Annotated in this window: 18 protein-coding genes; 4 read left to right on the top strand and 14 right to left on the bottom strand. The window is 67.7% G+C overall.

Going from position 1 to position 19,667, the window contains the following annotated elements:
* The first annotated feature begins 20 nt into the window (after nucleotides 1-20).
* Genes ABD708_RS03180 through ABD708_RS03170 form a run of 3 tightly spaced genes read left to right on the top strand, consistent with a single transcriptional unit; the run spans nucleotide 21 to nucleotide 1,888 of the window.
* Nucleotides 21-656, top strand: a complete 636-nt coding sequence (locus tag ABD708_RS03180) for a cyclase family protein (RefSeq protein WP_344751831.1) — start codon at nucleotides 21-23, stop codon at nucleotides 654-656.
* Nucleotides 657-663: 7 nt separating this feature from the next.
* Nucleotides 664-1,167, top strand: coding sequence for a RidA family protein (locus tag ABD708_RS03175; protein WP_344751830.1), 504 nt, complete (start codon nucleotides 664-666; stop codon nucleotides 1,165-1,167).
* Between the two features lie 37 nt (nucleotides 1,168-1,204).
* Nucleotides 1,205-1,888 carry an alpha/beta hydrolase gene (locus ABD708_RS03170; RefSeq protein WP_344751829.1) on the top strand — a complete coding sequence of 228 codons (684 nt, stop codon included), beginning with the start codon at nucleotides 1,205-1,207 and terminating at the stop codon, nucleotides 1,886-1,888.
* A gap of 14 nt (nucleotides 1,889-1,902) precedes the next feature.
* Here ABD708_RS03170 and ABD708_RS03165 read toward each other — a convergent pair whose 3' ends face one another.
* The 7 genes from ABD708_RS03165 to ABD708_RS03135 all read right to left on the bottom strand — a co-directional run bounded on the left by ABD708_RS03165 (nucleotide 1,903) and on the right by ABD708_RS03135 (nucleotide 9,783).
* Nucleotides 1,903-3,210, bottom strand: coding sequence for a metal-dependent hydrolase family protein (locus tag ABD708_RS03165; protein ID WP_344751828.1), 1,308 nt, complete (start codon nucleotides 3,208-3,210; stop codon nucleotides 1,903-1,905).
* Nucleotides 3,207-3,989, bottom strand: a complete 783-nt coding sequence (locus ABD708_RS03160; protein WP_344751827.1) for an ABC transporter ATP-binding protein — start codon at nucleotides 3,987-3,989, stop codon at nucleotides 3,207-3,209. Before ABD708_RS03160 ends, ABD708_RS03165 begins: the two co-directional genes overlap by 4 nt.
* Nucleotides 3,986-5,617, bottom strand: coding sequence for a dipeptide/oligopeptide/nickel ABC transporter permease/ATP-binding protein (locus ABD708_RS03155; protein ID WP_344751826.1), 1,632 nt, complete (start codon nucleotides 5,615-5,617; stop codon nucleotides 3,986-3,988). Before ABD708_RS03155 ends, ABD708_RS03160 begins: the two co-directional genes overlap by 4 nt.
* Before the next feature lie 70 nt (nucleotides 5,618-5,687).
* Nucleotides 5,688-6,629, bottom strand: coding sequence for an ABC transporter permease (locus ABD708_RS03150; protein ID WP_425553242.1), 942 nt, complete (start codon nucleotides 6,627-6,629; stop codon nucleotides 5,688-5,690).
* A gap of 173 nt (nucleotides 6,630-6,802) precedes the next feature.
* Entirely contained in the window at nucleotides 6,803-8,380 is a 1,578-nt protein-coding gene (locus ABD708_RS03145) for an ABC transporter substrate-binding protein (protein WP_344751824.1), read from the bottom strand.
* 120 nt (nucleotides 8,381-8,500) lie between these two features.
* On the bottom strand, nucleotides 8,501-8,914 hold the full coding sequence (locus ABD708_RS03140; RefSeq protein WP_344751823.1) for a cytidine/deoxycytidylate deaminase family protein: 414 nt from the start codon (nucleotides 8,912-8,914) through the stop codon (nucleotides 8,501-8,503).
* Nucleotides 8,915-8,946: 32 nt separating this feature from the next.
* Nucleotides 8,947-9,783: an amidohydrolase family protein gene (locus ABD708_RS03135; RefSeq protein ID WP_344751822.1), complete on the bottom strand. Its 837-nt coding sequence runs from the start codon at nucleotides 9,781-9,783 to the stop codon at nucleotides 8,947-8,949.
* A 3-nt stretch (nucleotides 9,784-9,786) separates the two neighbouring features.
* Here ABD708_RS03135 and ABD708_RS03130 point away from each other — a divergent pair, with 3 nt between their 5' ends.
* Entirely contained in the window at nucleotides 9,787-10,794 is a 1,008-nt protein-coding gene (locus tag ABD708_RS03130) for a phosphotriesterase family protein (RefSeq protein WP_344751821.1), read from the top strand.
* 20 nt (nucleotides 10,795-10,814) lie between these two features.
* On the opposite strand, the gene ABD708_RS03125 is transcribed toward ABD708_RS03130, so the two are convergent.
* The 7 genes from ABD708_RS03125 to ABD708_RS03095 all read right to left on the bottom strand — a co-directional run bounded on the left by ABD708_RS03125 (nucleotide 10,815) and on the right by ABD708_RS03095 (nucleotide 19,533).
* Nucleotides 10,815-11,324, bottom strand: a complete 510-nt coding sequence (locus ABD708_RS03125) for a hypothetical protein (RefSeq protein ID WP_344751820.1) — start codon at nucleotides 11,322-11,324, stop codon at nucleotides 10,815-10,817.
* A 112-nt stretch (nucleotides 11,325-11,436) separates the two neighbouring features.
* The gene (locus ABD708_RS03120; protein ID WP_344751819.1) at nucleotides 11,437-12,864 is read right to left on the bottom strand and encodes an amidase; all 1,428 of its coding nucleotides are present in this window, start codon (nucleotides 12,862-12,864) and stop codon (nucleotides 11,437-11,439) included.
* The gene (locus tag ABD708_RS03115; protein WP_344751818.1) at nucleotides 12,864-14,210 is read right to left on the bottom strand and encodes an amidohydrolase; all 1,347 of its coding nucleotides are present in this window, start codon (nucleotides 14,208-14,210) and stop codon (nucleotides 12,864-12,866) included. The genes ABD708_RS03120 and ABD708_RS03115 overlap by 1 nt, the downstream gene beginning before the upstream one ends.
* A 32-nt stretch (nucleotides 14,211-14,242) precedes the next feature.
* Nucleotides 14,243-15,700, bottom strand: coding sequence for an aldehyde dehydrogenase family protein (locus ABD708_RS03110; protein WP_344751817.1), 1,458 nt, complete (start codon nucleotides 15,698-15,700; stop codon nucleotides 14,243-14,245).
* Nucleotides 15,701-15,713: 13 nt separating this feature from the next.
* On the bottom strand, nucleotides 15,714-17,240 hold the full coding sequence (locus ABD708_RS03105) for a glutamine synthetase family protein (protein WP_344751816.1): 1,527 nt from the start codon (nucleotides 17,238-17,240) through the stop codon (nucleotides 15,714-15,716).
* The gene (locus tag ABD708_RS03100; protein ID WP_344751815.1) at nucleotides 17,233-18,570 is read right to left on the bottom strand and encodes a Rieske 2Fe-2S domain-containing protein; all 1,338 of its coding nucleotides are present in this window, start codon (nucleotides 18,568-18,570) and stop codon (nucleotides 17,233-17,235) included. The genes ABD708_RS03105 and ABD708_RS03100 overlap by 8 nt, the downstream gene beginning before the upstream one ends.
* Before the next feature lie 27 nt (nucleotides 18,571-18,597).
* Nucleotides 18,598-19,533 carry a PDR/VanB family oxidoreductase gene (locus tag ABD708_RS03095; protein WP_344751814.1) on the bottom strand — a complete coding sequence of 312 codons (936 nt, stop codon included), beginning with the start codon at nucleotides 19,531-19,533 and terminating at the stop codon, nucleotides 18,598-18,600.
* Between the last annotated feature and the right edge of the window lie 134 nt (nucleotides 19,534-19,667).

Raw genomic sequence — 19,667 nt, 5'->3', positions numbered from 1 at the left:
ACCGCACGGGAAGAGCACTCATGAGCGACATCATCGACCTCAGCATCCCCGTCCACCCCGAGATGCTGCACTGGGGACGGCGTCCCACTTACGAGATGGTCGAGGAGATCACTGAGACCAACCCGAGTGAGGTGTCGCGCTGGCTTATCGGCGCCCACACCGGCACCCACGTCGACGCGCCGAGCCACTTCGTCAAAGGCGGCACCACCGTCGACGCCCTGCCGATTGAGCGCACCGTCGGGCCCGCCCGCGTTCTCGACCTGCGCCACGTCGAACGCGAGATCACGGCACAGGACCTCGAGGCCGCTGGCGCACAAGGAGCCACGCGGCTGCTGTTCAAGACCCGCAACTCGACCGACGCGCTCACCCGCAACGAGAAGAGCCCGAACTGGGTAGGGCTCGGCCCTACCGGCGCCAAGTGGCTTGCCGACCATGGCGTGGTGTTCGCCGCAATCGACTACATGACCATGGAGGCGCCGGATCACACGACGCTGTGGCCCACGCATGTGATCCTCTGCAACGCCGGAACCGTGATCCTTGAGAACGCGAACCTCGCCTCTGCGGAGGCCGGCGACTATTACCTGGTGTGCCAGCCGATTCCCTTCGAAGGCCGCGAGGCCTCGCCCGCACCCGCGATCCTGCTGCCGGCCCGATGAACCCGGCATGAGCACCCCTGAAGAGCGCGTCCGCGAGCTGGGCCTCGAGATCCCGGATTACGCCAACCCACCCTACGGAGGCCGCTACGGCGACGGCCTCAAGGCATTCCACCGCATCGGCTTGCTCGTTGAATTCAGCGGCATGACACCTGAGAGCCGCTCAGGCGAGCAGCTGCATCCCGGCCGAGTCGGCCGCGATATCACCCCCGACCAAGCCCGAGCCGCCGCACGCCTCACGGCGATCCAGAGCCTCGGCATGATCCGGTACGCGATTGGATCGCTCGACAATGTGGTGGGGCTGTCCCGAGCGCTGTGCTTCATCTTGTGCGAGCCCGGTTTCGACCAACTCAACGAGGTGTCCAATGGCGCCACCGAGCTCTACCTCCAGGTCTTCGGCCCGGAAGTGGGCGCCGTAGGCCGGGCCAGCATCGGCGCCGCCAGCCTGACCCGCAGCAACTGCTTCGAATTGTGGCTGAGCCTGGAGTGCGCTCCGGATTCGCCGCGGCGCTGAGCATCCGGCCTTCCACGAACACGAAAGGGATCACATCATGCACGTCGTCCTCGTCCATGGGGCAGGCGGCTCCGAGCGCAGCTGGTCCTACGTCCTCCCCCGCCTCGCCGAGCGCGGCATCGCCGCCACGGCCGCTGACAATCCGTCGCAGTCCCTGTATTCCGACGTTGAGCGCGTGCACGCGATCATCGACTCCATCGATGATGACGTGCTGCTCGTCGGCCACTCCTATGGCGGCGCGGTCATCACCAACGCGGGACACCACAAGCGCGTGCGCGGCCTTGTCTACGTCGCCGCCTTCGCCCCGGACGAGGGGGAGTCGGTGCAACGCATCGTGAACTCCTACCCCGCCGCTGAGGTGTCGTCATTCATGACACGCGGCCCGCAGGGCGAGTGGGTCCCGAGTGATCGCCCCGAGGCGCGCGAGGCGCTCGCCTGGGATGTACCTGACGAGATCTGGGAGGCGCGCGAGGACGACAATCGGGTCTCCGCGGACGCGATCTTCACGGAGACCACGGCCAAGCCTGCGTGGGCGGAGCTGCCCGCCTGGTACGTGCTTGCCACGCTCGACAAGCACATCCAGGTCGAGGCGCAGCGTGACATGGCGGCGCGCGCGGACGCAGCCGTGACCGAGGTCTCGACCAGCCATGCGGTGCCGCATGCTGCTCCGGACGCCGTCGTCTCGGTCATCGAGGAAGCTTTGGACGCCCTCGGCCGCTGAGCGCGGCATCCGCCTCAGCGCGGGCCGATCCCGTCGAGGTCCTTGACGAAGCGGCCGCCCTGAAGGACTGCGCGAACGGTTGCTGGATCCGCAAGTTCGTCGATCCGCGCGAGGGGGTCCGCGTTCACGACGACCAGGTCCGCCAACGCGCCGACCCGGATCGAACCGAGCCGGTCGTCCAGACGCAGCAGTCGGGCGCCCGCGAGCGTGCCGGCGTGCACGGCCTCGAGCGGGCTGAGCCCAGCCCGCACCAGGTGGCCGAGTTCAGTGAGGTTGCGGCCGTGCGGGTGGATACCTGCATCTGTTCCGAGCGCGAGCGGCACGCCCGCCGCGACGGCGCGGCGGATCGCCGAGAGCGCGCGATCCTGGCGCACTCGACGACTCTCATCGAACCGCTCGCCCCCGGGAGCGGACGGACGCAGTAGCGTGCTGAGCGTAGGCACAAGCGTCGTACCGTGCTCGACCAGCAACTCGATGGTGGAATCCGACATGTCGTAGCCGTGCTCGACGCTCGCGACACCGCCGAGGACCGCGGCGCGCACACTCGCGTTGTTCTGGGCATGAGCCGCGATAGGCAGCCCCCGACGACCTGCCAGCTCCCGCGCGATGAGCTCGACGTGCTCACGAGGGATGCCGGCGTCCTCGGGCTCGTCGTGCGGAGAGGTCACGCCGCCCGATGTGCACACCTTGATGACATCGGCACCCGTTCGCACGAGCACTCGCACCGCGCGCATGACCTCCTCGGCGGTGTCGACGACTGCCCATCCGGGCGTCGTGGCGCGCTCTGCCCACAGCGGCAGCGAGCCATTCGCACGCACCGGGTCGGCATGGCCGCCAGTCGGCGAGAGCATCGCAATAGCCAGGTGGAGACGCGGCCCCACCACATCGCCGGCGGCGATGCTGGCTCGGTACCCCGGGGTGAGACCGCTCAGATCGCGTGCCGTCGTCACGCCGGCCTCGACGGTCGCGCGCAGGTTGCCGAGCGCAGCGACGACCGCCTGCTCAGGGAACCATAGGCGCTGGCGTTCCTCTGATTCCGGACTCATCACGAGATGCACGTGCGCGTCCACAAACCCGGGCAGCACCCATCCTCCGCGCAAGTCGACCACCGCCGCCTCGGCAAGATCGCGGCGGCGACGCGGGCCGGTGTAGGCAATGCAGCCGTCAGCGATCTCGATCTCAGCATCCGAGATCGGATCGTTCAATGCTCCATCGATCACCGTCGCGCCCACCAGGCGGAGCCGTCGCGACGCAACAGGCACCTCAGGCAGGCGCGCCACGGGCGCAGCGATACCGCTTGGGTCGCGCGGCGCGTCGTTCATCGCCACTCGAGGCTGAAGCCGGGAGCGCCGGGATCCGCGTCGAGGAGCCGCTTCGTGTACCAGTGCTGCGGGTCGGAGTAAATCTGCTCCACCGAGCCGATCTCAACGATCTCGCCTTGATACATCACGGCGACCATGTCGCTGACGCTCTGCACGACGGCGAGATTGTGCGAGATGAACATCATCGTCACGTTCAGCTCGTCCTTGATCTCGGCGATCATCTCGAGGATCTGCACCTGCACGGAGACGTCGAGCGCCGACGTGATCTCATCAGCGATCACCACAGACGGCTCGAGGATGAGACTCCGAGCGATCGCAACGCGCTGCCTCTGGCCGCCCGAGAACTCGTGCGGGTAGCGGTTCATGGCATCGGCAGGCAAGCCGACTCGCTCGAGCCAGAACGCGATGCGGTCTTCAAAGCGGCGCACGTTCGCCCAAACCGGGTCGAGCGCCTCGGCAAGTGTCTGCCCGACGGTGCGACGCGGCGAGAGCGACGAAAAAGGGTCCTGTGGGATCATTTGCACCCGCCGGCGATAGCGGAAGGCCGCGCGCTGGCTATGGCCGAGGGTGCGCACATCGAACGCATCGACAACGACGCTGCCGGCATCCGGCGCGACGATGCCGACGAGCACCTTGGCCAGTGTCGACTTGCCCGAGCCGGACTCGCCGACGACGCCGATCGTCTGGCCTGCCTCGAGCCTCAGGGAGACGTCATGCAGCACGCGGGTGGACCCGAAAGAGACTCCGAGGGAGTTCACCTCGACCATCGCCGTGTTCACCGGGCCGCTCCCTCGATGTCTCGCCCGGGCATGGTCACGATCGGGGTCGCCTCCAACAGCTGGCGGGTATATGGATGTACGACGCCCTCGGGCGTCATGTGTGCGACGTCGTCGATGGCTTCCACGATCCTTCCGTCCCTCATCACAAGCACGCGATCGCAGAGCGCGCGCACGACCCCGAGATCGTGTGAGATGAACAGCACCGAGGTGCCCATCGTCGCGTTCATTCGCTTGATCAGGGTGAGCACCTCGCGCTGCACGGTGACGTCGAGTGCCGTCGTCGGTTCGTCTGCGACAAGCAGTTCGGCGCGAGTACTCATGGCTGAGGCGATCATCGCGCGCTGCTTCATGCCGCCGGAGAGCTGGTGCGGGTACTGCCGCATCCGGCCTTCCGGATCAGTCAGCAGCACATCCCGGAAGCGTTCGAGCAGGTTTTGGCGTGCGGCACGGCGGGTCGAGCCGAGCGCTCGGGAAAGCACGTCGCTCAACTGGTTGCCCAGCGTGAGCGCTGGATTGAGCGCGGTGCCCGGGTCTTGGTAGACCATCGCGACACGACGTGCAAGCTCACGTCCGGAGACGCGGCCGAGCAGGTCGGCTCCGGACAGCTCGGCCCGGGCGGCCGTGGCTGTGAGGCCTTCCGCAAGCAGCTTCGACACCACGGACGCGGTGACTGACTTGCCGGAGCCGGATTCGCCGACAATACCGAGTACCTCGCCACGACGGATGCTCAGCGACACGTCGGAGACGAGTTCGCGGCCGCTGTCGTCGTGGCGCACGGTGAGGTGGTCGACCGAGAGCAGCGTGTCCGGGGTGAGCGGCGCGAGCTCTGTACCGGAGTGATGCAGCATGCGCGCCCGGCGCAGGTTCGTACGCGGGTTGGCTGCGGCCGCCAACCCGTCTCCCACGAAGAGCGCGGCGAGCGAGGCGAAAACGAGGGCGATAGACGGCCCCACGATGAGGATCGGATTCGTGTAGATCTTCGAGGCGCCCTCGTTCAAGAGCGCCCCCCAGTCGAAAGATGGGCTCTGCGCGCCCAGGCCGATGAACGAAAGCCCGGACAGCTCGACGAGAGCCCCGGCGAAAGCCTGCGCGATCAGGATGAGCTGGGGCTCCGCCATGTTCGGCACGATGTGCCGTGTCGCGATGCGCCCGGACGGCACCCCCATGAGGCGGGCGGTAACAACGAATTCGCGCGTCGAGATGCCGGCCGCGAGGTTCGCGGTCAGCCGGGCGAAGCCGCCCGCGTTGGCGAGGCCGATGGCGAACACCGCCGGAGCTAGCCCCCGACCCAGAATCGCAGCCACGATGATCGCCACCAGAAGCGTCGGGTAAGAAACCCAGAACTCGATGAGCCGCAGGATAACCTCTCGCACTCGGCGCGCCGCGAGCCAGGCGGCGATGCCCAATCCAATGCCCAGGACGGCCGCGATCGCGGTCGAGAACACGGCCGCGAGCATCGTCTCTCGGGTGGCGACAAGGACGCGTGCGAGCATGTCCCTGCCCAGGCTGTCGGTGCCCATGGGATGGGCATGGGTCGGACCGGAATTCGCCGTACTGGTGAGAGTGGTCGCCGCGTGATCGAGGAAGATCGGCGCGATGATCGCGGTGAGCACGAGGACGGCGAGCATCCCGTATCCGAGATAGAGCAAAGGGGACGCCGTGCGACGCCGCGCGGCCGCGCGCGGCCTGGTGAAGAGGCTAGCCACGGTGATCTCCGAGCGTACGGGGGTCCAGGATGCCCAGGATGATGTCGATGAAGAAGGTGAAGAGCAGTGAGATCGTGCCGATCACGAACACCGCAGCGCGGATGATCGGGTAGTCCTTGAACTCTGAGATCGCCTGCACGGACACCGTCCCGAGACCCGGCCAGGCGAACACCGACTCGACGATGAGTGCAGACCCGAGCAGCGCGGTGAGAATGATGCCGGAGAGAGTGAGCGCTGTCGTCACCACGTTGGGAAGCATGTGCTTCGCATACAGAGTCAGCGACGGCAGACGCCATCCGCGTGCGGTGCGCATGTAGTCCTGCTCGAGCACGACCGCGACCTCGCGACGGGTGATGCGGGCGACGGATGCGATGCACCCGAGGCTCAGCGCAGCCACGGGCAGCACGGCCGACTGCGCCAGACCGTAGCTCGGCGAATAGGCCGGCGGGAGCCAGACCAGCCACACGGCGAAGACCATGATGAGCAGGGTTGCCTGCACGTAGGCGGGGATCGATGCGATAAGCCCGGCTCCGATGTTGAAGACGTGGTCGAGCCAGCGGTGACGGTCCCCGCGGGTGATGATGCCCACCGCGATGCCGATGGCGAGGCCGAAGAAGAGGAAGACGATCAGCGATGCGAACGCGATCGCGATCGTGTACGGAGCCGCAGTCAGGACGATCTGCAGGGCTGGCAGCTGGTAGTGGAATGAGGTGCCGAAGTCGCCGTGCAGAACCCCCAGCACGTACTGGCCGAACTGCACCGGCAGCGGCTTGTCGAGGCCCAGTTCCGCGCGCACGGCGTCGACCTGGCTTTGGCTGGCATCGGTGCCCGCGATCGCCGCGGCTGGATCACCCGGGATCAGGCGCACGATGATGAAGGTCACCAGCACGAGGAGCACCAGATTCACGGCGAGCCCGATGAGCCGGCGTCCGATGAACCGGCGCCATGCCCCGGCGAGGCTGCTAGCCCGAAGTTCCCGGGGGGCGTTATGCCCCCCGGGAATGCCCAGACCGGAGGACGAGAGGCTATCGCTCGCGTCAATGGAGTGACTCACTCGATATCTCCTGTTCGTCCGGTTCGGGCAGGTGGTGCGGGGCGCGAGTCGCCTCAGTCGGTGATGCGCATCGAGGAGATGTCCCAGTACCCCGAGAACACCGTCGAGGCGAATCCCTTGCGGGCGATGATGTAGTGGGTGTCGGTGATGAGCGGCACCATGTCGACGCGGCTCAGGATCGTCTTCTGCGCCGTCTTGAAGTCGGCGCACTGCGTGGCGGAATCGGACGCAGCGAGCGCCGACTGAAGGGCGGCGTATCCTTCGGCGTTGTCGGCTCCGCCGATGCTGCGGCCTCCGTCTGCGGCGGTCGGGCCGACGTAGGTGGCGATCGTGTCGCTCAGCGGTGCGGCGACGGTGGTGGCGTTGAGTGCGATGTCCCACTTCTCCGGCTCGGTGCGCATCTCGGTTTGCCAGATGCTCGCATCAGGAGTCGAGACGTTCACCGTGGCGCCCGCGGCGCGCAGTGCCGTGGCGAGGTAGTCGATCGCGGGATCCCAGTTGGACATCGCGAGCAGGCGAATCGTCTTGCCCGTCAACTCCTTCTTCGCCGCGGTGACATCGACCTTGGGCAGGATCGACGATCCGTCGATCGTGCACGAGACGCTCGAGGGGTCGACCGAGGTGAGCGCGGTGCCGAGTCCGTCGAGACCCGCGGAGTTGAATCCGGCCGGCTTGATGGCCTGGGCGACGGCAGTGCGCAGCTCCTGGTTGCCGGCGAACATGCCGCCCTTGTTCTCGTTCAGGATGAGCGTGTATGCCGAGCTCGGCATCGTCACATACGAGTACGCCTTGTTCTTGGTGAAGCGCAGGGCGTTCGAGTCATAGAACCGGGTGATGTCGATGCCGCCCGAGGTGAGCAGGTTTGCGCTCGTGTTGGAGTCAGTCGAGACCGTGATGTTGATGGTCTTGGCCGGGGTTCCCGTCACATCGTCCCATTTGGGCCACGCGTCATAGCCCTTGCGGAAGGTGTAACTCGCGCTCACCCCTGCCTTGAAGTTGGTCAGCGTATACGGACCAGACCACGCGCCAGCGACCGTGCCCTTGGCGAGACCGTCCAGATCCTTGAGGCCGGCGGGGCAGATGATGCCGCTGGTCGCGTTGGTGAGGCCGTTGAGCAGCTCGGAGTAAGGGGTGCTCAAGCGGATGGTCAGCTTTCCCGCACTGTCGTCGGCGGCGAATGCGGGAGTGCCCGAGCCGAAGACCGCGGTCTTGTTCGTTTGCGCGGCCGCCTTGTCCGAGGTCGCGAGGTACTTGAGCGATGCCGCGACGACCGAGGGGGTGATCTTGGTCCCGTCGGAGCAGGTGGCGTCATCGCGGATGTCGAAGGTGTACTCGGTGTTGGAGACGGTTTTCCAGGAGGTTGCGAGGCCGCCGATGTAACCGGTCTTGTCGCCCTTGCGCAGCAGGGTGTCGAAGCCCAGGCGTGCGACGTCGGTATCCGCGTCGGCTGAGGCCTGCGAGGGATCGAAGATCGTCGGGGCGTACCAGAGCTCGGTGTTGATGGTGCCGGTCGGGGTGCTCGACGAGCCCGGCGTCGACGACGTCGTTGCAGCGGTGCCGGAACACGCGCTGAGGGCGAGGCCGGCGGCGGCGATGAGCGCTGCGACGGCCAAGGTCTTCGTCACGGTCATGTGATCTCCTCGGGAACTTGCGACATGTGGGTGCAGGATCAGTGCTTGGACGCGGTCGTGACGCAAGATCGGATCCAATTACGTTCAGTATGCATCCACATATGTTTCCTTTGGATTACGTCACCAAAGCCGGTCGTGCTTCGCGGGCAGCAGGTCCCGCGCCTCGAAAGGGACGATCGCCCCGCCGCGGCCCACCCACACCCGCGCGCGCGGCCAGTAGTCCGTGATGAGCTCGGCGCAGACCCCGCACGGCTCGATGACATGCCAGCTGCCCGACGGTCGCCGCAGCACGCTCACGATCGCCATCACCTCGGCAGACGTGCCATTGCCCGCGGCGTAGGCGATGGCGTTGCCCGCGGCAACACCTTCTGCGCAGACGGCGCTGCGGCGCGCAGATCCGTCGACATGGATGCCGGTGACGACCGTGCCGTCGGACAGACGCCATGCCGTCGCCACCTCATGGCGCCCTGCTCGGTATCCGCTCTCGAGCAGTTCGCGTGCCACTGCGAGCAGGTCGGCGTCGGCATCGTCCATGTCAGCTGGCCGTGCCAGCGGTGGCCGGTCGCTCATGCGCCGACCTCGATCCGCAGCAGCCGCGCGTAGTTGAGGCCTTCGACCAGGGCGCGATCGGCTTCGTCGGTGATCGCCTTGGAGATTTTGAGGCGCTCGATGTCGAAGTCCGAGCCCGGCCACTCGGTGCCCATCAGGATCTTCTCGCCTCCCAGCCGCGCGTAGGCGCGCTTGACGTCGGCCATCAAGGTCGCACTCGTCTCGAGATATACGTTGTCGCGCCGCTCGGCCACGATGATCGCCTCAGGCACGTTCCACACGGCCCCCATGTGCGCGATGATCGTGGGCACGTCGGGGTGATCCTTCGCGACCTCCTCAATCGCAAAGGGCGCGCAGAAGGCGTCGTCGAGGGCGTTGATGATGACGGCCATGCCATGCCGGGCGCAGGCGCGGAACACCGGATCCAGCAAGCCATGGTCCGCCACGTGATAGCCGTGCATGCTCGGGTGCAGCTTGAGGCCCCGGATTCCGGCCTCGGCGAGCCTGTCGATCTCATCAAGAGCGTCGTCCGCCTGCGGCATGACCTGGCCGAAGCCGATGAAGCGATCGGGATGGGCGTCTTGCAGTCCGATGATGAAGTCGTTCTCGATGCGCTGCGCGAGCGAACACACCATCGCCATGTCGACGCCCGCGGCGTCCATGCGATCGAGGATGCGCTGCGGATCGAACGGCGTGTACGCGGGCGGCTCCTCACCCGGCCGCGCGCCGGTCAAGTAGTCGGATCGGCCGCGAACGTCCTGGGTGGTGTTGTATGCGTCGATGATCATGCGCTCGCCTTTTTGCTCGGGAAGTGGCTCTGAAAACGGATCCACAATCAATGGTTTAGGATCCATCTTATGATCGAGTCTGTCCTCGGCCCCGTCCCCGCCGAGGCGCTCGGCCGCGTCTCGACTAACGAGCACGTTCTGACCGACAGCACCATCCTGCTACGGCCTACCCGGGAGGGCGGCCGCATCGAAGGGCCCGTGCGGCCGGAGATTCTCGGCGACCTGCGCTGGAGTTGGCTCTCGTCGGCTGACAATCTCGCCCTCGACTCCCTCGACGACGCTGTTTCCGAGCTCGCCGACGCCGTCGATGCCGGGATCAGCACGATCGTCGAGGCGACGCCGCACGGCATGGGCCCCCGCCACGCCCAGTTGCCTGAGGTCGCGCGTCGCAGCGGCATGACGGTTGTGGCCGCCTACGGCAGCTATATCGACAAGACGCTTCCCGCCTGGTGGCGCGATCGCAGCGAGGCCGATCTCGAGGCCGAGTTCCACGACGCACTCGAGACCGCGATCCCCGGGACCGGCTTCCGAGCCGGCCTTCTCGGGCTTCTCGGCACGAGCGCAGAGCTCACGCCGGCCGAGCTGCGAGCGCTGCGCGCAGCCGGGCGCGCGGCCGCCGCGAACGGGGCGGCCGTGAGCATCCGCCTGGATGCCGCCGCGCGGCGTGGCCCTGAAGTCGCCGATCTGCTCATCGCAACGGGGCTCTCGCCCGAACGCATCCTGTTCTGCAACATCGACAAGGTGCGCGAGCTCGACTATGTCACGGCGATCGCCGATCGAGGCGCCGTCGTCGAGTTCGCCTTCGGCAGCGAGAACCACTTCGGCGACGACGCGCGCGACGCGAACGACGACGAGCGCATCCATTTCCTCCTAGATCTGCTCGAGGCACGTCCTTCCACGCCCATCACTCTGTCGTGCTCGGTCTGGACCAAGGGTCAGCTGACCCGTCACGGCGGCATGGGCTACGGCCACGTCGTACGGCGCATCGTGCCGGCGCTCGCGCGCGCCGGCGTGTCCGACGAACGGCTCCAGGACATGCTCGTGCAGCGTCCCGCGCTGCTGCTCGATCGCCGCTGACGAGGCCCCCGGATCGCCGATCAGCCGCCGTCGACTGAGCTGTCGATGCTGCCCGTCACGCACGCAACGATCGCCGGGTGCTCGACCGCGTCTTCCAGCGGCACCCGGGCGTCGCCGACGAGAAGCAGCTCGGCGACGCGGCCGAGAAACGGCAGCCGCGCATGAGCGGCTCCTGCCCGACCGCCCCAGACCACGGGGCCGGCGGCGGCGACCACCGTCGCGCCGAGCACGGCGGACGCCGTTACGCGCTCCGACCCGTGCCACAGCTCGACCTGCAGACGCTCTCCGCTGCGGCCCGGAATCCGTGCCACCACGCGCACGGCCTCACCCTGCATCAACCGCGCGCCGACCGGCAGGCTCACGGGGCCGGCCTCCGTCATCACGCCGACCGCGCAACGACCGCCGGCATCGAGACCGATCCACCAGCCTGCGGCGTCCTGCCCGTGCGCGAGAGCGATGCGGGGCCGCGCCGCCTCGGGCGGCGGCCCAGGCACAAGCTCCACAGCTGCCAGGAGTCCCTCGGAACCCACGGGCGGAATCCCTTCGAGAAGAGCAAATCTGTGTCCCTCCTCTTCGAACATGCGCAGCTCCGCGCCCGAGCCGCCGGAGGCCGTGAGCCGCGGCTCCGCAAGCGCCATCGCGCTACGCCGGGATCGCCGTAGGAACGCGACCGACGTGTCCGAGCACGGCCTCGACGGCCATGCCGATCGCGAGCAGCCGGGCGTCCCCGCGCGACGGGCCGAGCAACTGCATGCCGACAGGCAGGCCCCCTGAGGTGAACCCGGCCGGAGTCGCGAGCACGGGGTGCCCTGTAACCGTGAGCCGGCACGCCGCTCTCTGCCATAGGAAGTAGCGGTCGAAGACCACCCCATCGACCTCGGGCACCCACTCCAGCTCAGCCGCCGGCGCCGCGACAGGCGTCGCCGGATAGATCACCGCGTCGACTTTGGTCAGCACCTCAGCGGTGCGCCGGAAGATCTGCGTGCGCTGAGCGAGCGCGGCGGCATACTGGTCGGCGGTGAGCGCCCGCCCCTCTGCCACGTTGCGCAGGTAGTCGTCGCGGAATCCGGTGCGCCCCTCGGCGAAACGCGCCGAGCCATCGGTGCCGAAGCCGAACATCTCGATGGCCTGCCAGCACTCGTCAGCGCCGGCCAGGTCGGGCTCCAGGTCGATGATCTCGACGCCCGCCGCTTCCAGCTGCTCTCGTGCCCGACTCAGTGCCTGCCGCACTTCGGGGTCAATGGGCAGGCCGCCGACGTCGGGGCTCCAGCCGAGGCAGATCTGCTCCACAGGCAGGGGCGCGACCTCCGAGAACACCGCGGCGTCAGGCACCCATGACAGCGGAGCACGGCGGTCGAGCCCTGAGATGCCGGACAGGATGAGGGCGACATCGGCGGAGTCGCGCGCCATCGGCCCGAGCACGCCATGCGGGTCCCACCCGTTGCCGAGTCGCCCGGTGGGCACGGTGCCCGGCGTCGGGCGCAGGCCGACGATGTTGCAGAACGACGCGGGATATCGGATGCTGCCACCGCTGTCTGACCCGTCCGCGATCGGCAGCATTCCCGCGGCGAGCGCGGCACCCGCGCCGCCGCTGGATCCACCTGCGTGCCGCGACAGATCCCACGGGTTCCGACACACGCCCCGAACGGGATTGAAGGTGAGAGTGCCGAGCCCGACCTCGGGGGTGTTGGTCTTCCCGATGATGAGCGCTCCTGCGCGCCGCAGGTTCTCGGCGAGCACGCTGTCGCTCGTGGCCGGCGCGGCATCGAGGTAGGCCGCGGAGCCGTGCGAAGTCGGCAGGCCCGCCACGTCGATCAGGTCTTTCACGCCCGTGGGCAGACCATGCAGGGGGCCGAGCGGCTCGCCGGCTGCGACAGCACGGTCCGCGGCATCCGCCATGGCCATCGCCTCGGCCTCGGGCACCATCGAAACGAACGCGGCCACGTCGTGCTCGACGTCAGCAATGCGATCGAGATGAGCGCGCATGACCTCGGCCGCGGAGATCTCGCGTGCGGCGATGCCGTCGGCGAGGGCGCGTGCGCTCCAGCGGTACAGCGGAATCTCGGTCATCAGGGGTTCTCCTTCCGGTGGACCGTGCGTCCGCCCACGTCGGTGCGCAGCACGATCAGGCTGCGCACCTCGTCGATGGGCACGGTAGTCGGGTCAGCGCTCCACAGCGCCCAGTCAGCGCGGTAGCCGGGTCGCAACGCGCCACGTTCGTGCTCAGCCAGGGCGGCGTAGGCCGCGCCCGTCGTGTACGCGGCCAGCGCTTCGTCAATGCTGATCGCCTCACTGGCATCCAGTGGGCGCTCCTCCCCCTCGATGCGGCGGGTCGCCGCCTGCCACATGAGATGGCGTGGGTCGAAGGCGAAATAGGGGCCGTCAGATCCGAAGGCGACGCAGGCTCCGGCGTCCAGCCAGCTGCGCACCGGGTTCGCAGTCTCCGCGCGTTCGCCGAGCGCACGGCGCAGCCCGGCACCGTTGTGCCAGATGATCGACGGCTGCAGCGAGGCGACGACGCCGGTGGCCGCGGCACGGCGCATGGCCTCGGCCGAGGGCTCCAGGTAGGCGTGGATCGCCTGGAAACGCAGCCCGCGGACATCCGCGCCAGCACGCTCGGCGGCCGCGACCACCAAAGCGACGGCCGCACCGCCGACCGCGTGGGCGCCGACGCCCCAGCCATGGCTCGCGCACCAGGTGACGAGGCGCTCGTACTCGGTTGTGTCGATGCGCTGCAGACCTCGATAACCTGCGTCATCCCACGGCTCTTCGAGCAGCGCCTGACCGGCGAGCGCCTCTCCATCGGCATAGACCTTGATCGGCCCGAGCCGCAGCATCTCGTCGCCGAATCCGGTGGCGACGCCGACGCCGTCGAGGCGAGCAATGACCGCGTCGACATCGGGGATCCCGGGTACGCCGATCTCAAGGTAGGGCATGGCCAGCGTGCGCATGGTGAGCAGCCCTCGGGCGTGCGCCGCCCGGTAACCTCGCAGCTCGTCCGGCGTGACGGCGGGATCGATGACGCCGGTGAAACCGAGGGCGTGCAGCAGCGGCTGCACCCGTTCGATCGCCCTGATCCGGTCGCCGAAGGGCGGATGCGCCGGTCCGTCATCATCGAAGCTGTCGTGCATCGCGATGATGAATGCCTCGACGTCGTCGTCCGGCCCGAGGTAGTCGAGGGCCTTCAGCCCGCCGCGCTGCAGATGCATGTGCGCATCGATGAGGCCGGGCAGCACCACGCCGTCGAGTTCCTCCACTGGCGTGCTTTTCGGCACCGCGGCCAGCACCTCGGCCAACTCACCGATGGCGCAGATGCGACCATTCCGCACGGCGAAGGCCTCGGCATGAGGGGCGTCAGGGTTGAGGGTGATGACGTGATGCGGGCGATAGACCGTCGTCGCGGCCTTGGTCGCCATCGCGTCCCACCGTGCGATGGAAGACATCCGAGTCACAGCGCGATGACGACGCTCTTCGGCTCGCAGAAGCCGGCGAGCCCCTCCTCGCCGAGATCGCGGCCGAGCCCGGATTCGCCGACGCCACCGAACGACAGCGCAGGGTCGAACACGTTGTAGGTGTTGATCCAGATCGTCCCGGCGTTGATGACTCCGGCCAGACGATGGGCGCGCGACAGGTCGCGCGTCCACACTCCGGCGGCCAGGCCGTATGCCGTGTCGTTGGCGATGCGCACCGCATCCGCCTCGTCGTCGAACGGGATGATGCCGACGACCGGGCCGAAGATCTCCTCGCGGGCGATCACCATGTCGTTGGTGACATTCGAGAACAGTGTCGGCTCGACGTAGAAGCCCGGCGATCGGGTGCCGCCACCGACGACGAGCTCGGCCCCCTCATCGACACCGGCGCGGATGTACCCGAGCACGCGCTCGCGCTGCTCCTCCGAGACGAGCGGGCCGACGGTGATGCCGCCGTCGAGGCCGTCCCCGACCGGCACCCGCCGCACGGCTGCCGCAAGCCGCTCGGTCATCTCGGCGAGGATCGAGCGCTGCACGAGAAGTCGGCTGCCTGCCGTGCACATCTGGCCGGAGTGGCCGAAGGAGGCCCGCATCGCGGTCGTCACAGCCGCGTCGAGGTCGGCGTCCTCGAAAACGATGTTGGGACTCTTGCCACCGAGTTCGAGAGTCACGCGCTTGAAGTCCTCCGCTGCGACGTGTGCGACCGCGCGGCCGACCTCGGTGGAACCCGTGAAGGTGATCTTCGCAATGCCGGGGTGCTCAGTGAGCACCGCGCCGACCCGACCGTCGCCGGTCAGCACACTCACCACGCCATCGGGGATGCCCGCCTCCTGCATGATCGCCGCGAGACGCAGGAGGGTGATGGGAGTATCTTCGGCCGGCTTTGCGACCACAGGGCATCCGGCCGCGAGCGCAGGGGCGAGTTTGAAGGCGGCGGTCATGATCGGGAAGTTCCACGGCAGCACGATCGCGACCGGCCCCACCGGCTGCATCACGGTGTAGACGTGGTGGCCGCCGCCGTCGATGGGGATGACTGTGCCGCCGAGGCGAGACGGGGCGCCGGCGAAGTGCCGGAACGTGCGTGCGGCCGTCAACGTGTCAGCACGGGAGCGCTCGATCGGCTTACCGTTGTCGCGCGTCTCGAGCACCGCGAGCTCCTCCTGGCGCTCCTCGATCAGCTCGGCCACTCGGTTCAGGATGCGGCTGCGGTCCAGCGGCGCCATCCCGCTCCACCGCCGGTCCTCATGGGCGTGGACGGCGGTCGAGACTGCTGCGTCGACGTCCTCGACGGTGGCCTGAGCGACGGTGGTGAGGACTTCCTGAGTGGCCGGGTCGACGATCTCGAGGAGTTCGCGGTCGGCGGCGGGCACCCACTCCCCTGCGAGGAAGAACGGCTCGTAGCCCGGCAGGGCAGTGACGGTGCTTCTGATGCTCATGATGCTTCCTGTTTCAGTGGATCGAGAAGTATTCGCGCTGCTCCCAGTCGGAGACATGGCGCAAGTAGCGGGAGAACTCGGCGCGTTTGATCGTCGCGTACCAGTCCACCACCGCGTCGCCGAGCGCCGTGCGGAAGGCATCGTCTGCGACGAAAGCGTCGACCGCAGCACCGAGCGACTCGGGAAGCGCGGGCGCGTCAACGCGGTAGGGGTCGGTGGTGGGCGCGGGCGGCGTGAGGCCCCGTGCGATACCGTCCATGCCGCTGATCAACTGCGAGGCGATATAGAGGTACGGATTCGCTGCCGGCTCCCCCGATCGGTTCTCTAGCCGCGTCGTCGGGTCGCCGACACCGCCCACCGCGCGGATCATCGCACCCTTGTTGTCGATCCCCCACGCGATCCGGTCAGGTGCGAGCGAGAACGGCTGATAGCGCTTGTATCCATTGACTGTCGGGGTCGTCAGCGGCGCCGCCCCAGCCGCGTGGGCGAGCAGGCCGGCGAGATAGGACCTTCCCATCGGGGAGAGCGGGGGCCCGTCCTCGGGCACGAAGACGCCGACGCCGGTCGTGAGGTCGTAGAGCGACTGATGCAGATGCCACCCGGTCGAGGAGCCCTCGGCACCCTGGGGGCGGGACATGAAGGTGGCGTGATAGCCGAGTCGGCGTGCGATGCTGCGCACGGCCATCCGGCACAGCATGACCGCATCCGCGATGTCTCCAGCGTCTCCGGCTTCCATGGTGAGCTCGAACTGACTCGCCCCGAACTCGAGTTCGATGGAGCGCAGCGGCAGGTCGAGCAGGGTGATCCCGCGGTAGAGCGCGTCTACGAGCGGCTGCATGCCGTCGAGGGATTCTTCATGCAGCAGCTGCGCCCCGCGCGTCGTAGGAGCCGCGTCGATCGCGCCGCCCGGGCGCCCAGGCGTGGCCACGTGCTCGACCTGCAGGTCGCCATCGCTCATCCGAAAGACATGGAACTCGAGCTCAGCGCCGACGGTCATGCCCAGGCCGCCCTCGGCGAGCGCCTCGAGACGTCCACGGAGCAGGCTGCGTGAGCAGAACGGCACGGGAGAACCGTCAGGGAATCGCAGGTCGCACAGGATCCACGCGGTGCGCTCGGCCCACGGCAGTACGCGGAACGTGCGGGGGTCGGGGACGAGGACGATATCGCCCGCCCCGCTGAATCCGCCGACTCCGACGCCTGTGTCTGCGCTGAAGACCGAGAAGACCGACTGGCCGGAGGTGTCCTTGAGCAGCAGCGAGCTCGGTGCGGTCACGCCGGTGCGCAGGGCGGCATCCACCCCCGCGCGGGCGATGGTCTTGCTGCGCAGGATGCCATGCTGATCGGCGAACGAGAAGCGCACCATCTCAATGCCGATCTCGTCCATGACGCGCCGCAACTGACCCGCGGCCGCGTACTGCGCCTCCGTCCAGAGGCCGTGTCGGCCGATGAATCCCTCGCGATCCTTGGCAAGCATGGGCCGCGCCGAGACGCCGCCGCCGTTGTCGGAGACACGTCGCTCGTCGACGTTACGCTCACGCATCCACGCGCTCCTGTCTCGCCAGGAGCGGTCCCGCCCACGGCGACGCAGCCCGGCGCTCTGCTTCGCGCTCCAGCCACCGCGTGTGCCAGGCGTCGTTTGCTGCGATGGTGTCCATCGCGACCGGACCCGTCAACTGCTCGGCTTCCGCCTCGCTGATCGGATGGGACGGCGTCGCCGCTCCCGAGGCGAAGGCATCGATCGCGCGCAGCAGCAGCCGTCGGTTCGCGCTGACAGCGCGGTCGGAGACGCCGAGCCGCTCCACGGTGCGGTCCTGGATCGCGCCCATGCTCTCCACCGCCCACTGGTCGTGGACGTTGATGTCAAGACCCATGCCCGTATAGGTGAGCTCCTTCTGCTCCTGCGGGTCGAAGCCCCAGTTGTTCGAGCGGTTGCGCAAAGGTCGGTAATCCGGCAGGCTCACGCCCTCCAGCCGCTGTCGCAACAGAGTATCCTTGTCCGTTGTTTCGGCGAAGTCGTACCAGATCATGTACCAGTAGTGGTGATCGTCATCGATCGGCACGTGCCATTGGGTGAAGACCTTGGTGTTCCCGAAAGGAACGACGAACGCGTTCGGGAACAGCAGGTTCGTCACGCGTACGTGCTTGATGTCCTCGGTCAGTTGGCGCAGCGCGTAGACCCGCAGGCCGTGCTCAGCGCTCTCGACCTCGATGTCGGGGCGGTAGCTTTCCCCGACCAGCATCGAAAGCTTCTTGCCGGTGCCCTCGACCTCCTCGGCGAACTGCTGCCCATACATCTCGCGCGGATCCTCCTGGATGAACCGGTGCAGGAATGAGACATGGCTCGGATCGATGCCACCTTCCAACCCCTGCAGCCAGTTGCAGTCCCAGAGGCCCTTGAAGGCGAAGGTGTATTCCTCGGGCGCCACGAAACAGTCGAAATGCGGGAACGGCGGCGCCTCGCCGGCGCCCATATAGGTGAAGATGATGCCGTTGCGCTCCACGCAGGGGTAGTTCGCAATACGAATCTTGCCGAGGAACTGGCTGTGCTCCGGCTCCGCCGGCTGCTCGACGCAGCGTCCCTGCCCGTCGTAGAGCCAGCCGTGATACAGGCAGCGGATCCCATCCTCCTCGAGCCGGCCATAGGAGAGGTCGACACCGCGGTGCGCGCAATAACGACTGATGAGGCCCCAACCCTCGCGCTTCTTGAAGAGCACCAGATCTTCGCCCATGATGCGCACCTGCTTCACAGGGCGCTCGCCCGGCATCTCCGAGACCAGAGCCGCCGGCTGCCAGTAGGAGCGCAGCAGGTTCCCCAGCGGCGTCCCCGGGCCAGTACGGGTGATCTTCTCGTTGTCTTCCTGCTTGAGCATGAGGGCGATTCCTTCGTGGATTGATGGCTAGGCGTCGAGGACGAGCAGAGGACAGGCGGCGCGTGAAACGCACACCATCAGGCAGTCGCCGCGTGCCTTCTCCTGCGCAGTGAGCACGAAGTCGCGGTGCTCGACCTCGCCATCAACGACCCGCGTCTCACAGCTGCCACAGATCCCCTCCTCACAGTCGGAGAGCACGTCGACCCCTGCGCCTCGCATGACGTCGAGGATCGACTCCTCGGGCGCGACCTCGAGCTCCAGGCCAGCGCGGTCGAGGCGGATGCGAAACGGCCCGCCAGGCTTGTATTCAACGGCAGGGGCAGTGAAGTACTCCACGCGCAGCCGATCCTCGGCGTCGGGCATCGCCTCGATCAACGCAGCGAGGAGGCGTTGCGGTCCGCAGGCATAGACGAGTTCAGCTGAGTGGGCGGCGATCTCCGCTGCCAGATCGGCGCGGATGCCCTCGTCGCGGGCGATCACGGTGACCGCGTCACCCCAGCGTTCGAGCTCATTCAGAAACGGCATCCGGGCACGTGACGACCCCAGGTAGAGCAGTCGCCACGGCACAGCCGCGGCATCCGCTGCGGCGAGCATCGGCAACAACGGGGTGATGCCGATGCCGCCGGCGATGAAGAGATAGCCAGGAGCAGGCTCGAGGGCGAAGTGATTGACGGGTGGACGCAATGTGATCTCGTCGCCAGGTCGCAGCCGCTCGTGGACGGCTCGTGACCCGCCCCGGCTGTCCGGCTCCCGCAGCACGGCGATGCGGTAGCGCTGGTCGGCCGGGTTCCCGCACAGCGAGTACTGGCGTGCGGGCGCACCAGGGAGCAGCAGATCGACGTGGGCGCCGGGCTGCCAGGCGGGAAGCGGACCTTCCAGCGACTCAAGTTCGACCGAGAGCACATCCTCCGCCTCGCGGATCATGCCGCGAACGCGGACTCGGAGTTCGGAGGCGGTGCCCATTCGTGGATCCTAACATGATTGTTGTGGATCCAATTCGATTCTTGATGGACTCGATGCGGCGATGTCGAATCCAACTGAAGTTCCGATTCTGCTACGTTTCCTCCGTGTGGCGCCGCATCCCGCACACAGAGAAA

It is taken from the genome of Gryllotalpicola koreensis (assembly GCF_039538185.1).
GTDB classification, from domain to species: domain Bacteria; phylum Actinomycetota; class Actinomycetes; order Actinomycetales; family Microbacteriaceae; genus Gryllotalpicola; species Gryllotalpicola koreensis.
The sequence above is the reverse complement of the archived record's forward strand: the minus strand, read 5'-3'. Positions and strand labels throughout refer to the sequence as shown.